Here is a 13,905-nt window from a genome sequence, read left to right on the forward strand (position 1 = left end):
AGCCGACCGGGCGATTCGGTCGGGCGATGGACCTACGGCTCAGCGTAAGCCCGATGCAGCCAGAGTCCTCGCGGCAACTTCCGCCAGCTATACACGGTCAAAGATGCACGCCAGCACTGAAAAGGTAGCCGCAATGGGGCAGTGGGTGTTCGACGACGGAGACCGAGTGTCCCCCGGCTCCGTGGCGCGAGCGATTCACCGCAAGATCGCGCGCGGCCGAGCAGAGATTTGGCTCACGAGCACCTCTGCATGCTCGCTCGGGCTCATCACCGACGGCGTCCGAGCCAGGCTTCTGCGCCGCGACGGACCGCACACGCCCGAGCGGGTCGCCTACGACCAGATCGCCGCCGGTCCCGAGATGCCGGTTTTCCAGCGTGCCGATGGCAAGGAGTACGAGTATCCGGTGGCCGAAACGATCCACATAACCCAGGCGGTTGGGCTGATCAGCCAGATAGTGATGACTGGCAATCTGACGCCGACGGCGGAATCGGATCTCTTCTGGTGGCCGCCCGATGAGTCAGGTCCGGTCGGCAGGAACTGAGGCCGAGACCGAGCACGCGTGCGGACGAGATGCTGTCCGACGGGCTGCTGGGCCGGCCGCGGAAGCACTATCTGGCTGCAAGCAAGCGGACGATCTCGCGAAACGGACCGATTCATTGGCGACAGAGACTTGGTGGTTCGGCGACGGAACTAGGGTTGAGACCGGTGATATCCAGAAGTCGCTGAACGGCTTGATCGCTCGCGGAGAGACGGAAATCCGGCTCACCGCGTCCTCGGGGCGTGAACTCGGGCTCATCACGAACGGCGTACGAGCCCGGGTCACGCGCCGGGAGCAGGCCGGCTTTCCGGACGAGGTCGCCTACGAGCGCCAGACCCGCGGTGCGGACCGCGTCGTTCTCATCCGCGCCGACGGTGTCGGGAACGAGTACTCCATTGAAGACACCATCGCCCTTCCCGAGGCTCTGCGCCTCATCGGCCATGTCGTGACGACCGGCGACTGGAACCCGCCGTACGACTCCGACATCTTCTGGCCCGATCGGGCGGTCAGGTTGATGGGCGACTACATGACTGATGACCCGGTCTGGGACTCGGACGGCCCCATCCGCCTCGAACGACTAGGCATCAGCCAGCCACTCGTCCAGCGACTGCGCGACTGGAACACAGAGTTCAGCCGGCTACCGCTCACGAACTTCGAGTTCCCCACTCCCGAGGACGCCGAACGATGGCGGTCCGAAGGGCGGCAATTGGCCTACCAACTCCAGGACGAGCTTCCGAACATCGAGGTCAGCTACTGGCACGACGGTGATTACCGCCCCGTGCGTGAACACCGCGGCGGATAGGTGAGTCCTCATTTCGCCCGTAGATCCACGGCCAGATCTCGATCAACGGACATGGGCACAGCCTCGGCCTGGCCGAGCGCGCCGATCGGGGAAAAGATCTTGCCGCAGTCGACGGCCAGCGGCGCAGTGTCGCCGCGTTCGTCTTTCGCTCTGCCGGTTTACTCTTGTCGCGTGAGTTTTAGACCGATATACGTCGTTCTGGTGCTGGTGATCGGCGGGTTGCTCGGTCCGGCGGCACGCAGTGCGCGGGCCGCGAGCACAGTCGAGCTGGACGTGATCCACTACTGCCAGAGCATCGGCTACACCGCGGGGATATACCGCGGGGGTGACGCGTACGACTGGTGGTGTGCCAGGCCGGGCGCCTCGGCGCGTATCGACATGGCCGACGCCTGCCGTCGCGAGCACGGCAACCGGGCGATCGACCGGCTTGACGACTTTCGCATCTGGGGTTCATGGGGTTGCTGGATCACCGAAGGCCTCGCCGGCGACCTGAACCTGAACGCCTCCTGCCAGTCGGTCGGCTACGCGAGGGCCGAGCTACGCGGAACCACCGCCTACGACTGGCGGTGCGTGCGTGGTAGAACGGTCAGCCCAATCGACACATGGCGAGCCTGCCAGGACTTCTACGGTGAGGACGCGATCGATCGGCCGGCGGACTACCGCAAGCCGAGCTCCTGGCAATGCTGGAAATAGCTCGTGCGTCGGCACACTCGTCGGTCGAGCGGCGGCTAGGCCGACAAGCGATCGTCGTTGGTCATCTCGTCGCCGGACGTGCTTCACCCAACCCACGTGCCGTTCCCGGCCGTGGCCCGCTGACCGGCAGGGCCGCTGAGGCATTGCGCACCCTCACCCTGCAGGATTTCCGACCGACTGCGGCCGGAACTACCCCTGCCAGCTGTCGCTGCTATTCCACCGCGAACGCGCCGGTGGCAAGGTCGAGGGCGGTCACCTTGCTCACCAGGCACCTTCGGTGTACGGGTAGACAAGGACCGCGGTCGCGTCGTCGTGGCGTTTGACCCAGCGGCCGGTGTCCAGCTCCTGCGCGAGCTCGGGCAGCTGGCTGCGTTCTTCGGCACGAATGCTGGAGATCACCCGAGACGGGCCGCCGATGGTGAGGGCCTCAAAGAGGCCCTGCCAGGTACCCATGCCGAAACCCGCCCCGGTGCGTAGTGCCCGGCGCAGTCCGGTCGGCCGAGTCTCGAGTGTCATCGCACCCACCTCTTCGATGTCAGGCGGTCCAGCCGCCCTCGCAGGGTCGACACGGCGCCGCCGCTGCGCCGCGGCAGATCAGCGTCGCCACCTCGTCGGGCTGCGCCATCCGGTCGGCCCCCCTCCAGACTCGGCTCGGCGCCGCGACCGCGGCAGGGCCGGACGTCCCGAAGGGACCGGGTCTTCCGCCGGGACCTCCGCCTCTGCCGCGACCCCCCGCCGCACCGAACCCTGAGAGGAGGAGAGAGGAGGCAGACATGTCAGACACGACTGTGGTCACCGTGGGTGTCGACGGCTCGGCGCCGTCACTGGCCGCGCTCGACTGGGCGGCCCGCTACGCGAACGCCCGCCACGTGTCCCTGGAGGTGCTCGTCGCGGTCGGGTGGCCCGGTGAGCGGCCGCTCTACGGGGGATATCGCCTCGCCGAGCTGAAGGACGCCGCCCGGGTCGACGGCCGGACCACCCTCGACCGCGTGCTGGCACGTGTCCGCGCGGCGGTGCCGACGTTGCCGGTCGAGGGCCGGATCAGCGATGAGCCCGCCGTGCGCGCGCTGCTGGACGCGGCGACGTTCAGCGAGCTCGTGGTCGTCGGTTGCCGAGGGCTCGACCCGGCCGTCGGGGTGGTCCTCGGGTCGGTGTCCACCGCTGTCTCCGCGCACGCGGACTGCCCGGTGGTCGTGGTCCGCGCCGATCGTCGGCCCGGTCCGGACGCGCCGGTGGTCGTCGGCATCGCCGGTTCGGACCACGACTCGGCCACGCTGGAGGCCGCCTTCGCCGAAGCCGACCGGTGGGGCGCGCCACTGATCGTCGCCCACGCCTGGAGCGACGTCACCTTGCTCGGTGTGTTCGGCGCGGCCGTGGCGCCCAGTTGGATCGAGGCCCGAGATCACGCCGACGTGCTGGTGACGCGGCAGGTGTCCGAGTGGCGCACCAAATACCCGGGTGTCCAGGTCAGGACCGTCATGGAACGCGAACAGCCGGCCCGGATGCTGCTGAGTCTGTCCAGCGACGCCGGGCTGGTCGTGGTGGGCTCCCACGGCCGGGGTGGCTTCGCCGGCATGGTCCTGGGCTCGGTCGCACGCCGCCTGGTGCACCACGCCGACGCGCCCGTGCTGGTGGTCCGCTGACCACACGTCGCGTCGAGGGCGGCCCGATCGGGCCGCCCTCGATCAGATCCGGTGGCGCCAGTGCCCGCTGACCGCGGTCCACTCGGCTGTCCAGGCGGCGTACCGGCGGCGATCGGTCACGGCGCGGGCGGTGGAGTAGACGGCGAACAGCACCAGCCCGCCGATCCCGACGGCCGCCAGCGCGCCCGTCCACGCGCGGGCCCGCAGGTCGCCCGTACTCGTCAGCGGGCGCACCGGGGTGCCGGACTCGTCGAACCACACCGGCGTCCGGTCGCCCTTGTACCCGGCTGACCAGGGATAGACGTCGCCGCGGCGGACCGCTCCGGTCGCATCGGTCCAGCGCGCCTCGACCGGCAGGCGCTGGCGGTACACCGGCGCGTTCGTGGCCGTGGGCGGGGAGACCGTGTCCGCCTGCAACTCCACGGTGACGACGTGCCGATGTGTCAGCTCCCGCGCGCGCTGATCGGCGGCCACCCGGTACGACGTCGTCCCGAGGACGGCCGCGGTGATCACCAGGCCGACGGCCAGCGCGGTCGTGAGCAGCCCGACGACCTCGTCCGCGCGATCGACGCCGCGGCGGAGCGGACTGCGCCCGAAGCCGATCCGCCGCAGCGTCCGGCGGATCGGCGAGTAGCGGCCCATCTCAGTAGAAGATGCCGCGCGAGGCCACGTCCTCGCGGAGCGCGCGGTAGGTGGTGTCGTCCTGGCCGAACGTCAGCGAGTTCGCGACGCCGACGACGCCGTCGATCCGGCGGGTCAGCTCGGCGGCGATCTCGGTTTCGCTCTTGCGCTGCAAGCGTCCGCGCAGCGTGACGTGACCGTTGGCCACCCACGCCGACGCCGTGCCCGGCGTGAGCATCAGCACCCGGCCGAACACCTCGTGCTCCACCTCGGTGCGGATATCCTCGTCCTTGCGGGTGAAGAGCCGGACCAGGTCACGCCGGCTGACGATGCCGATCAGGTCGCCGGTGTCGTCGATCACCGGAAGCCGTTTGACGTTGCGATGTTCCATCAGCGCGGCGGCCTCCACGACCGAGGCTCCCGGTCCGATCGTCACGGCCGGCGAGGTCATCAGCGTCCCGGCGGACGCGGCCTCGGCCTTGGCCCGGTCGGTGCGGTGCCGGCGGAGCAGCCGGGGCCAGTCGTCGACGTCGTCCTGGTAGGTGATCTTGTGCAGCAGGTCGGCCTCGGAGACGATCCCGACGACACGGCGGTCGTCGTCGACGACCGGCAGCGCGCTGACCCGGCCGGCCTCGAGTTCCTCGGCGACGACCTTGACCGGCGCTCCGATGTAGACGGTGCGCACCTCGGTCGTCATGACGTCCCTGACGTGACGGTGGGTCATCGTGGACTCCTCTGCCGGCGCGGCTCCCGCCGCGCGTCCCCACCGGCGGATCCCGCGATCCCCGGTGCTCTCACCCTCATCGTCGGACGACGATGAGGGCGGGAGCAGAGGCCGAAGTCCCGAACACGCCGGGACTAGAGCGGTACCGACCAGCAGAGCCGGGCGCCGCGCTGGACGTGCGGCTCGAGGGTGCAGTCGCCGCCGTACCGGCGGGCGCGCGCGGCCATGTTCACCGTGCCGTGGCCCGGGGTGACGTCGGCGCCGGGGCCGACCCCGTCGTCGGTGACCACGAGCGTCACCCGGCCGGCGTCCGTGTCGACGCTCAGCTCCACTTCGGCGCTGGCCGCCCGCGCGTGCCGGGCCACGTTCGTCAGTGCCTCCCCCAGCACGGCCAGCAGATCGGGACGGACTTCGTCCGGCACCGCCGAGTCGATCGGGCCGTCGAGACGCAGCCGGGGCTCGAAGCCGAGCGTCTCCGCGGATCCGGAGACGATGCGCAGCACCTCGCCGCGCAGCCCGCTGGGACGGTCGACCGGCTCCTGCAGGGAGAAGATCGTCTTGCGGACGTCGCGGATCGTGTCGTCCAGATCGTCGACGAACGCGTTGAGTTTGTCGGTCACCTCCGGGCTGCCGACCATCATGCTGACGCCCTGCAGCCCGAGGCCGACCGCGAACAGCCGCTGGATGATCAGGTCGTGCAGATCACGGGCGATCCGGTCGCGGTCCTCGAAGACCGCGAGCCGCTGCCGATCCGTGGCGGCGCGGCTGAATTCGAGGGCGAGTGCGGCCTGCCCCGCGAACGCGTGGAGCATCCGGACGTCCGCCTCGCCCAGCGGCGGACGTCCCTCGTGCCGAGCCACCGTGATCACACCGAGCACCTGGCCGCCCGAGGAGAGCGGCACGATCGCGCCCGGCCCGAGGAACCGATCGGGCACCGGGTCCGGGTCGAGCGGAACGAACGGGTGGGCACCGTCACCCTCGAACCGGTACGGGCTTCCGTCACCGGCGAGGAGTTCCGTCCGCACGGACGGAACGCCGTAGGAGGCGCCGACGAAGTGATGCGCACCCTCGCCGAACGCCGCCCGCACGACCAGCCGTGGATCGTCGTCCGGGCCACCGTCGCGGAGCAGCAGGAACGCGGCGTCCACCTGGGCGATTTCGGCAGCCTTCGCCACGATGAGCGCGCTGGTCTCGGTGACGTCCGCACCCCGGAGCAGCCGGTCGGTGACGTCGGTCGACGCGGCGAGCCACTGCTCGCGCCGGTGGGTCTGTTCGAACAGCCGCGCGTTCTCGATCGCGATCGCGGCCGCGGCGGCCAGCGCGACGACGACGTCCTCGTCCTCCTCGCTGAAGTCCTCCCCGCCACGTTTCTCGGTGAGGTAGAGGTTGCCGAACACGGTGCCGCGCACCCGGATCGGGACGCCGAGAAACGAGGTCATCGGCGGGTGGTTGGGCGGAAACCCGTACGACTCCGGGTGCTGGGAGAGGTCGTGCAGCCGGATCGGTTTCGGTTCGTTGATCAGCAGGCCGAGAATGCCTTTGCCGTGCGGCAGGTCGCCGATCGCGGTCCGCGTCTCGGAGTCCATCCCGACGGTGATGAACTCGACCAGCAGACGCTCCGGCCCGATCACGCCGAGCGCCGCGTACCGCGCCCCCGCCAGCTCCGCCGTGAGCTCGACGATCCGGCGCAGCGTGTCGGGCAGGCTCAGATCGCTGGCGATCGACACCACAGCGTCGAGCAGCCGGTGAAGCCGGGACTGGGTGTCGAGCAGGTCCTCCGCGCGGGTGATCAGCTCACGCAGCAACGTGTCGAGCCGCAACCTCGGCAGCGACGCTCCCTCGTTGATGTCGGTCACCGCGTGCTCCCCGCGCCCGTACCCCTACCGCCGCTCGGAGCGTAGCGAACGATGTCGGCCGACCCGGCCGCATCGGCGACGCAGGGGGTGTAGGAACGACGCATGATCCGGGTGTACCTCCTCGACGACCACGAGGTCGTCCGTCGTGGTCTGGTCGCGCTGCTCGAGTCCAGCGGTGACATCGAGGTGATAGGCGAGTCCGGCTCCGCGCCCGAGGCCGCCCGGCGGATCCCCGCGCTCCGCCCGGACGTCGCCGTGCTCGACGCCCGCCTCCCCGACGGCAACGGCATCGACGTCTGCCGCGACGTCCGGTCGGCCGACCCGACGATCAAAGCGTTGATCCTGACCTCGTACCAGGACGACGAGGCGCTGTTCAGCGCGATCATGGCCGGTGCCGCCGGCTACGTGCTCAAGCAGATCCGCGGCACCGACCTGGTCGACGGCATCCGGCGGGTCGCGGCCGGGCAGAGCCTGCTCGACCCGGCGGTGACCCAGCAGGTGCTCAACCGGATCCGGGAGGGGAGCGAGCACACCCCGTCCGAACTCGCCCGGCTCACGCCGCAGGAGCGGAAAATCCTGGAACTGATCGCGCACGGACTGACCAACCGGCAGATCGGCGAGCAGATGTTCCTGGCCGAGAAAACGGTCAAGAACTACGTCTCGAGTCTGCTGAGCAAGTTGGGGCTGGAGCGGCGCACCCAGGCGGCGATCCTGGCGACGAAACTGCTCGGCCCGGACGCCTGACCACCGAGGCGGCGCCCGAGGCCCCGACGTCAGACCAGGCGGCGGCCGGTCACCCGCTCGATCCCGATCCGGAGGAAGTGATCGCGGGTGTCGCCGATCCAGGAGCGCAGCGGGAGCTCCTCGAGGTGACGGCGCTCGGCGGGATCGGTCACCTCGGTGACGCGCCCGACCACGGTGACGCTCCAGCCGGTGTGCGCCGCCTCGTCGACCCGGTCGACGTGGAACGCGAGCACCGAACCGTCCGCCACCCGCGCGAGCGTCGAGCCGGCCGCGACGCGGATCACCACCCCGTCGCCGTCCAGCCGGAAGTTGACCGGCAGGACGTCGGGGAGCGCCCGGTGGGTGAACACCACCTGCCCCACCGGCACGCTGCTCAGCAGGGCGAGGCTCTCGTCCCGATCGAGCGCGACGAGAGTCCGGGGCGGGGTATGCATCGGCCCAGTGTCGAGCGCCATCACCCCGTTCTCCCAGGGTCGAAGGTCCCGCGCCGCGGAGTCTCGGGGTGCGGCGCGGGACGTCCGGACACCCGCCGTCAGAAGCGGGTGAAGACCAGGCGCGCCGGTACGTCGCCGGCCAGCACCTCGTCGAAGGCTTCGTTCACCTCGTCGAGCGCGCGGGCCTGGGTGATGACCCGGGTCCGGCCCAGCGCGTGCAGCGCGAACACCTCGGTCAGGTCCTGGCGGGTGCCGACGATCGACCCGATCACCTGCTTGCCGTGCAGCACGGTGTCGAAGATCGGCAGCTCGATCGCGCCGTCCTTCGGGAGCCCGACCAGCACGAGCCGGCCGCCCGGACGCAGCGACGCCAGCGCGGCGCTCGCGGCCGCGGACGACGCCGCCAGCACGATCGCGACATCGGCGCCGCCGAGCTGCTGGATCGCCTCGACCGGATCGGTCGTCGCGGCGTTGACCGTGTAGGTCGCACCCAGGTCCTTGGCCAGTTGCAGCTTGTCCTCGCGGACGTCGACGCCGATGACGGTGCCGCCGACGATCGAGGCGTACTGCACGGCCAGGTGCCCGAGGCCACCGACGCCGACGACGCTCACCAGCTCGGTCGGCTGGATCCCGGCGACCTTGACCGCTTTGTACGTGGTGACGCCGGCGCAGGTGAGCGGCGCGGCGTCGATCGGGTCGACGCCCTCGGGCACCGGAACGGCGAAGGCCGCGTCGGCGATCGCGTACTCCGCGTAGCCGCCGTCGATCGAGTAGCCGGTGTTCTGCTGTGCGGCGCAGAGCGTCTCGCGGCCGGAGACGCAGTACCGGCAGTGCCCGCAGGCGTGGCCGAGCCAGGGCAGCGCGACCCGGTCGCCGCACGCGACCGACGTGACCCCGGAGCCGATCCCGGTGACGACACCGACGCCTTCGTGGCCGGGGACGAACGGCGGGGTGGGCTTCACCGGCCAGTCGCCCCGGGCGGCGTGGATGTCGGTGTGGCAGAGGCCGGACGCCTCGATCCGGACCAGGATCTGGCCGGGACCGGGCGGGGTGACCGGCAGGTCCCGGATCTCCAGCGGAGCACCGAGGGCAGGGACGACAGCGGCGCGCATGGCGGCCTCCTTCTCGAGGGGTGATTCACGCACAGGGCTCAGCCCAGCGCGCGGGCGTAGTCGTCCGCCACCGGGTCGCGGTGCGGCGGACGGCCGTCGGGGGTGGACGGGTGGCACCGCACCGCGATGTCCACGGCGGTCACACGGTGCTCGTCCAGCAGGAGCGGGTTGAGGTCCAGTTCGGCGATCTGCGGTGCGACGGCAGCGAGCCGGGCCAGCCGGTCGAGCACGTCGGCGACCGCGGCGCGGTTCAGCGGCGGGCTGCCGCGGTGGCCGCGGAGCAGTGGCGCGCACCGCAGTTCGTCGAGGAGAGCGACCGACGCGCCGGCGTCCAGCGGGCAGGTGGCCAGCGCTTTGTCCGCCAGCACCTCCTCGTGGACGCCGCCCGCTCCGACGAGGACGACCGGGGCGCCCCCGGCCGGCGCGACGAGTCCGGCGGTCAGCTCGAGGCGGCCGGTGGCCATCGTCTGCACGAGCAGGGCGTCCGAGCCGGTACTGCGGCTGATCGCCGTCGCGGCCGCGGCGACGTCGGCCGGTGTGGTCAGGCCGACCGCGACGGCGTTGCGCTCGGTCTTGTGCACCAGGCCGAGGGCCGCGGACTTGACGACCACCGGCCCACCGAGTTCCGCGGCGGCGCGCACGGCGGCGTCGGCCCCGGCGACCGGCACGGTAAAGCAGGTCGGGACACCGACCAGCTCGAGCAACCGCTGGGCGGCTTCGGCGCCGAGCCACCCGCCGGCCGACCGTGGAGCGGTGGCCAGCAGGTCGGTCACGGCCGCCTCGTCGAAGCCCGGCACCGCCGCCGGGAGGTGCGGCCGGGCACGCCACGCTCCGAGGTGCCCGGCCCGGGCGACCGCGCGCGCCGCCGACTCACCGAACGGGAACCACGGCACGGCGCCGCCACGCGGTGGCTCCGCCCCCAGCAGGACGCCGGCGGTCGGGACACCGGGGTGCGCGTCGGCGGCCCGGCGCACGGCGTCGACGACCGCGGTGACCGGCTGCGCGCGGGTCACCGCGTGCAGGACGACGACCGCGTCCACCTCGCCGGACGCGAACAGGGTGGCCAGCGCGGACCGGTAGGCGCCCGGGGTGGCTTCGGCCCCGAGGTCGACGGGGTTGGACACCGCGGCCGCGCGGGGCAGCTCGCGGCGGAGCGCGGCCGTGGTCGCGTCGCTCAACTCCGGGATGCGCGCGCCGGCCGCCGCCGCGGCGTCCGCGGTGAGGGCACCGGGGCCACCCGCGTTGCCGACGACGCCGATCCGGGTCCCGGCCGGAACCGGCTGAGCGGCCAGCAGCGCGGTGACGTCGAGGAGCTCCTCGGTGGTGTCGACGGCCAGCACGCCGGTGTCGCGGAAGAGCGCGGTCGCGGTGGCGTCCGGGGTGGCGGCCGCGGCGGTGTGCGAGGCACCGGCCCTGGCGCCGGCGGCCGAGCGGCCGCTGCGCAGCGCGACGACGGGCTTGTGCTGCGCGATGCGTGCGGCGATGCGCCGGAACCGGCGGGGATTGCCGATGGACTCCAGGTACAGCGCGATCACGCGGACTCCCGGCGCGTCCTCCCAGTAGAGCAGCGCGTCGTTCCCGCTGACGTCGGCCTTGTTGCCGAGCGACAGGAACTGCGACACCGCGATGCCGCGCCGCGCGGCGGCGTCCAGCACGGCGATGCCGAGCGCGCCGGACTGCGAGGCCAGTCCGGTTCCGGCGCCCTCGGGTGCCGGGCTCGTCCGCAGGTCCGCGAACGTGGCGTTCAGCCGGACCGCCGGATCGAGGTTCACGACGCCGAGGCAGTTCGGCCCGACCAGCCGCATCCCGTAGCGGTGGGCGACCGCGACGAGCTCCCGCTCGGCGTCGCGTCCGCCGGTTTCGGCGAAGCCGGACGACAGCACGACGGCGGCGCGCACGCCCGCTCGGCCGCACTCGGCCAGCGCGGCCGCGACCGTACCGGACGGGACGGCGACGACCGCCAGATCGAGCGGGCCGGGGACGTCGGCCACGGCCGGGTACGCCGGAACGTCGCCGATCGTGGCGCCGGGCCCCACGTGGGGATTGACCGCGGCCAGCCGACCGGCGAAGCCACCGGCGAGCAGGTTGGTGAGCACGGCGCGGCCCACGCCGCCGGGGTGGCGTCCGGCCCCGACGACCACGATCGACGACGGCGCCAGGACCGGTGCGAGCGAGGCGGCATCGGCCCGTCGTTCCCGGTCGGCGACCGCGGCGGCCAGGACCGCGGTGCCGGTGAGGTCGACGCTGACGCTGACCGTGGAGGCTTCCGGACGGGCCATCGACACCGTGAACCCGGCGTCGGCGAAGACCGTCATCATCGCGCGGTTCTCCGACAGGACGTCCGCGGTGAAGCGCGTGATCCCGGCCCGGCGCGAGGCGGCCGCCAGGTGTTCGAGCAGCAGCGTGCCGATACCGGCGTGGTGGAGCCGGTCGGTGACCATCAGCGCGACCTCGGCCACGGCCGGGTCGGTTCCGACCGGTTCGGCCGACGCCACCCCGAGGAGCTCGCCGTCGCGGACGGCGACCAGGGCGAGGTGCTCGTCGTCCGGATACGCGAGGTGGTCGGCGTACATCTTGGCGGTGACGTCACCGACGGTGAAGAACCGCATCCGGCGGCTGGTGCCGGACGCGTCGACGTGCAGGTGGCGCAGTCCGTCGGCGTCCGCGGGGACGACCGGCCGGACGAGGACCACGCTTCCGTCGGCGAGCAGCGCCTCGACGTTGTTCACCGGATCACCTCGTCGGCCGGACGTCGTGGCGTGGGGCCGTGCGCGAGCCCGTACCCCACCCGCACGACCATCTGTGGGGTGCCGCCCCCGCACACGGAGCTGAGCTTCTGCCGTGCCGCGTCGACTTCGATCGGTTGCGAGTACAGCGACGAGGTCAGGCCGGCCGCGGTGGCCCGCAGCAGGACGTGCTGGAGGGCCTGCCCGGCGCGCAGCTCGTCGTAGCGGCTGCTGCCGCTGCTGGTGAGCACCGCGAGACAGGGATCGCTCTCGTAGCGGCGATCGGAGCTGGTGGCCGGCGCGCCGAAGTCACGCCGGCGCAACCGCTCGTCGGGGTGCGACCGGCCGGTCAGCCGGTCCCAGCGGACGCCGTCCGCCGGTCCGCCGGCCTCGCGGCTCCAGCGGTGCCGTTCCTCGGCGTATCCGCTCCGGCGTTCGAGTTTTTCGTCGGCGTCCCGGATCAGCTCGGACGCCTCACCGACGGCTTGTGCGTCGAGCACGCTCAACCGGCAGGACTCCTCGTCAGCGGCTCGGACCAGCGCGGCCAGCGTCTCGTCCGGCACCCGCGCCTCCAGATAGGGCCGCCGGTTGGTGTGCCGCCGCGGGATCGCGTCGGCCACGATCCGCTCGGCCGGGGTGATCCGGTGCTCGGCGACCGGGTGCACGCGTGCCAGGAGGTGACTCTCCCCCGGCTCGGGGTACGGCTCGGTCTCGGCCCGCCAGCCGAGGAGCGCGTAGCCCAGCCGCACGTTGTACGCGGCCGCGCCGATCGCGATGCGCTGGCCCCAGCCGGACGGATCGGTGGCCGGGAGTACCCGGGCCGGATCCGCGAGGAGTTCGACCGCGTCGCCCCGCCGGTGGAACAGCCACGGCTGGGTGTTGTGCAGCGAGGGCGCCCGTGTGCCGAGCGCCACCAGGTCGGCGAACCGCTCGGCGTCCAGGAGGCTGACCCCGGGGGTGGTCATGACGACGGCCGGTCGATCTCGACGGCCTCGTCGTGGCCACGCCGGTGCGCCGCGGGCACGCCGAGGTCGGCGGCGGCCACCCCGACGCGGAGCACCGCGTAGGGGTGCCCCTGCCACGACAGCAGGCGGCGGAGCGCCACCCGGGTCTCGGCCACCTCGACGAGGTCGGTCATGGGCGAGGTGGCCAGGCCGGACTCGGCGGCGGTCAGCAGGAGCGCGGAGAGCGCCTGCCCGGCGCGGAGCCAGGCACGGCGGCCGTCCTGGTTGCCCCAGAGAATGAGGTACCGGGCGCCGCTGTCGTTCCCGGGTCCGCCCGGGAGCAGCCCGGCGGCGTCCTCGGCGTAGGGGCGCAACGGCACCCGGCGCGGCGAGCCCTGGACGGTCACGTCGGTGGCGAGACCGTCCGCGGCGTGCGGTGCGCGGCGCGTCCAGCGGGCGAGTTCGGCGCGCTCGGCCGGGTCGGCCAGCTCCGTGCTCGCGGCGGTGGAGGCCAGCGCGGAGAGCGTCGGCACCTGGTCCTCCCGGACGACGTGCACGTGTACCCCGTGCACGAGCGCGACCTCGGCCAGCCCGGCGATCATGTCCTCGGTGACCGGTTCCGGTCCGAACGGCCGTCGGTCGGTGTGCCGGCGCAGGGTGGTCTGGTAGCGGCGGAAATCCTCGGCGATCGGCGCGTGGTGGGCGCCCGGACGGACCGTCGCGAGGAGTTCGGGGTCCGAAGGGTCGGGCAGCAGGTCCACCCGGGCGTCGTAGCCCTCGGTGCGCAGCGCGATCACCGCGTGGTCGAGCGCGGCCCCACAGCTCACGGCCAGCATCCGGCCCTCCGGATCCACGGCGGTCAGCTGTCGGTCCGGATCGGCACGCAGGTCGAGCGACCGCTCGTGGACGATCCAGCGCCACGGCTGGGTGTTGAGCACCGACGGGGCACGCAGCGCGGCCGCGGCCGCGACGTCGAGGACCGCCTGGAGCGGCCGGGGTGTGGCGGTGGCGGCCATGACGACCTCCTTGGTCTCGGTGGTTCCTGTTCTCAGCGTGCGGTCCGGACGG

At 72.4% G+C, this 13,905-nt stretch carries 14 protein-coding genes; 5 read left to right on the plus strand and 9 right to left on the minus strand.

The genetic code is table 11. The features are described 5' to 3' along the window. The first annotated feature begins 133 nt into the window (after positions 1 to 133). The 3 genes from ABD437_RS02465 (at position 134) to ABD437_RS02475 (ending at position 2,033) form a co-directional block, all read left to right on the plus strand. Positions 134 to 541, plus strand: a complete 408-nt coding sequence (locus ABD437_RS02465) for a hypothetical protein (RefSeq protein ID WP_344647063.1) — start codon at positions 134 to 136, stop codon at positions 539 to 541. Between the two features lie 115 nt (positions 542 to 656). Beyond that, complete coding sequence (locus ABD437_RS02470; protein ID WP_344647064.1) at positions 657 to 1,340, plus strand: hypothetical protein; 684 nt, start codon at positions 657 to 659, stop codon at positions 1,338 to 1,340. Between the two features lie 171 nt (positions 1,341 to 1,511). Beyond that, positions 1,512 to 2,033: a hypothetical protein gene (locus ABD437_RS02475; protein ID WP_344647065.1), complete on the plus strand. Its 522-nt coding sequence runs from the start codon at positions 1,512 to 1,514 to the stop codon at positions 2,031 to 2,033. 261 nt (positions 2,034 to 2,294) lie between these two features. Here ABD437_RS02475 and ABD437_RS02480 read toward each other — a convergent pair whose 3' ends face one another. Continuing rightward, on the minus strand, positions 2,295 to 2,549 hold the full coding sequence (locus tag ABD437_RS02480; protein ID WP_344647066.1) for a hypothetical protein: 255 nt from the start codon (positions 2,547 to 2,549) through the stop codon (positions 2,295 to 2,297). Positions 2,550 to 2,806: 257 nt separating this feature from the next. Here ABD437_RS02480 and ABD437_RS02485 point away from each other — a divergent pair, with 257 nt between their 5' ends. Next, positions 2,807 to 3,676 (plus strand): universal stress protein, encoded by an 870-nt coding sequence (locus ABD437_RS02485; RefSeq protein WP_344647067.1) that lies wholly within the window; start codon positions 2,807 to 2,809, stop codon positions 3,674 to 3,676. A gap of 42 nt (positions 3,677 to 3,718) precedes the next feature. On the opposite strand, the gene ABD437_RS02490 is transcribed toward ABD437_RS02485, so the two are convergent. From ABD437_RS02490 to ABD437_RS02500, 3 genes are all read right to left on the minus strand, one after another. Next, positions 3,719 to 4,318: an Rv1733c family protein gene (locus ABD437_RS02490; RefSeq protein WP_344647068.1), complete on the minus strand. Its 600-nt coding sequence runs from the start codon at positions 4,316 to 4,318 to the stop codon at positions 3,719 to 3,721. Between the two features lies 1 nt (position 4,319). Further along, positions 4,320 to 5,021 carry a CBS domain-containing protein gene (locus ABD437_RS02495; protein ID WP_344647069.1) on the minus strand — a complete coding sequence of 234 codons (702 nt, stop codon included), beginning with the start codon at positions 5,019 to 5,021 and terminating at the stop codon, positions 4,320 to 4,322. A gap of 134 nt (positions 5,022 to 5,155) precedes the next feature. Then, positions 5,156 to 6,877, minus strand: a complete 1,722-nt coding sequence (locus tag ABD437_RS02500; protein WP_344647070.1) for a sensor histidine kinase — start codon at positions 6,875 to 6,877, stop codon at positions 5,156 to 5,158. A gap of 102 nt (positions 6,878 to 6,979) precedes the next feature. Here ABD437_RS02500 and ABD437_RS02505 point away from each other — a divergent pair, with 102 nt between their 5' ends. Further along, a complete protein-coding gene (locus ABD437_RS02505) occupies positions 6,980 to 7,621 on the plus strand; it encodes a response regulator (protein ID WP_344647071.1) in 642 nt (213 codons plus the stop codon). A 29-nt stretch (positions 7,622 to 7,650) separates the two neighbouring features. Here the strand turns inward: ABD437_RS02505 and ABD437_RS02510 are convergent, their stop codons facing one another. The 5 genes from ABD437_RS02510 to ABD437_RS02530 all read right to left on the minus strand — a co-directional run bounded on the left by ABD437_RS02510 (position 7,651) and on the right by ABD437_RS02530 (position 13,853). Continuing rightward, entirely contained in the window at positions 7,651 to 8,055 is a 405-nt protein-coding gene (locus tag ABD437_RS02510; protein WP_344647072.1) for a pyridoxamine 5'-phosphate oxidase family protein, read from the minus strand. 98 nt (positions 8,056 to 8,153) lie between these two features. Further along, positions 8,154 to 9,167, minus strand: a complete 1,014-nt coding sequence (gene adhP, locus ABD437_RS02515) for an alcohol dehydrogenase AdhP (protein ID WP_344647073.1) — start codon at positions 9,165 to 9,167, stop codon at positions 8,154 to 8,156. A gap of 38 nt (positions 9,168 to 9,205) precedes the next feature. Next, on the minus strand, positions 9,206 to 11,896 hold the full coding sequence (locus ABD437_RS02520; RefSeq protein ID WP_344647074.1) for a bifunctional acetate--CoA ligase family protein/GNAT family N-acetyltransferase: 2,691 nt from the start codon (positions 11,894 to 11,896) through the stop codon (positions 9,206 to 9,208). After that, complete coding sequence (locus tag ABD437_RS02525) at positions 11,893 to 12,858, minus strand: Acg family FMN-binding oxidoreductase (protein WP_344647075.1); 966 nt, start codon at positions 12,856 to 12,858, stop codon at positions 11,893 to 11,895. The genes ABD437_RS02520 and ABD437_RS02525 overlap by 4 nt, the downstream gene beginning before the upstream one ends. Beyond that, positions 12,855 to 13,853 (minus strand): Acg family FMN-binding oxidoreductase, encoded by a 999-nt coding sequence (locus ABD437_RS02530; protein ID WP_344647076.1) that lies wholly within the window; start codon positions 13,851 to 13,853, stop codon positions 12,855 to 12,857. The genes ABD437_RS02525 and ABD437_RS02530 overlap by 4 nt, the downstream gene beginning before the upstream one ends. Positions 13,854 to 13,905: the final 52 nt, after the last annotated feature.

This window comes from Cryptosporangium japonicum, assembly GCF_039524755.1.
Taxonomy (GTDB): Bacteria; Actinomycetota; Actinomycetes; order Mycobacteriales; family Cryptosporangiaceae; genus Cryptosporangium; species Cryptosporangium japonicum.

What these genes read in the sequence shown, in the direction of transcription:
- ABD437_RS02530 (WP_344647076.1), bottom strand. Translation starts at nt 13,853, where the DNA reads ATGGCCGCCACCGCCACACCCCGGCCGCTCCAGGCGGTCCTCGACGTC.
- ABD437_RS02465 (WP_344647063.1), top strand. Translation starts at nt 134, where the DNA reads ATGGGGCAGTGGGTGTTCGACGACGGAGACCGAGTGTCCCCCGGCTCC.
- ABD437_RS02525 (WP_344647075.1), bottom strand. Translation starts at nt 12,858, where the DNA reads ATGACCACCCCCGGGGTCAGCCTCCTGGACGCCGAGCGGTTCGCCGAC.
- ABD437_RS02505 (WP_344647071.1), top strand. Translation starts at nt 6,980, where the DNA reads ATGATCCGGGTGTACCTCCTCGACGACCACGAGGTCGTCCGTCGTGGT.
- adhP (WP_344647073.1), bottom strand. Translation starts at nt 9,167, where the DNA reads ATGCGCGCCGCTGTCGTCCCTGCCCTCGGTGCTCCGCTGGAGATCCGG.
- ABD437_RS02485 (WP_344647067.1), top strand. Translation starts at nt 2,807, where the DNA reads ATGTCAGACACGACTGTGGTCACCGTGGGTGTCGACGGCTCGGCGCCG.
- ABD437_RS02490 (WP_344647068.1), bottom strand. Translation starts at nt 4,318, where the DNA reads ATGGGCCGCTACTCGCCGATCCGCCGGACGCTGCGGCGGATCGGCTTC.
- ABD437_RS02480 (WP_344647066.1), bottom strand. Translation starts at nt 2,549, where the DNA reads ATGACACTCGAGACTCGGCCGACCGGACTGCGCCGGGCACTACGCACC.
- ABD437_RS02510 (WP_344647072.1), bottom strand. Translation starts at nt 8,055, where the DNA reads ATGCATACCCCGCCCCGGACTCTCGTCGCGCTCGATCGGGACGAGAGC.
- ABD437_RS02495 (WP_344647069.1), bottom strand. Translation starts at nt 5,021, where the DNA reads ATGACCCACCGTCACGTCAGGGACGTCATGACGACCGAGGTGCGCACC.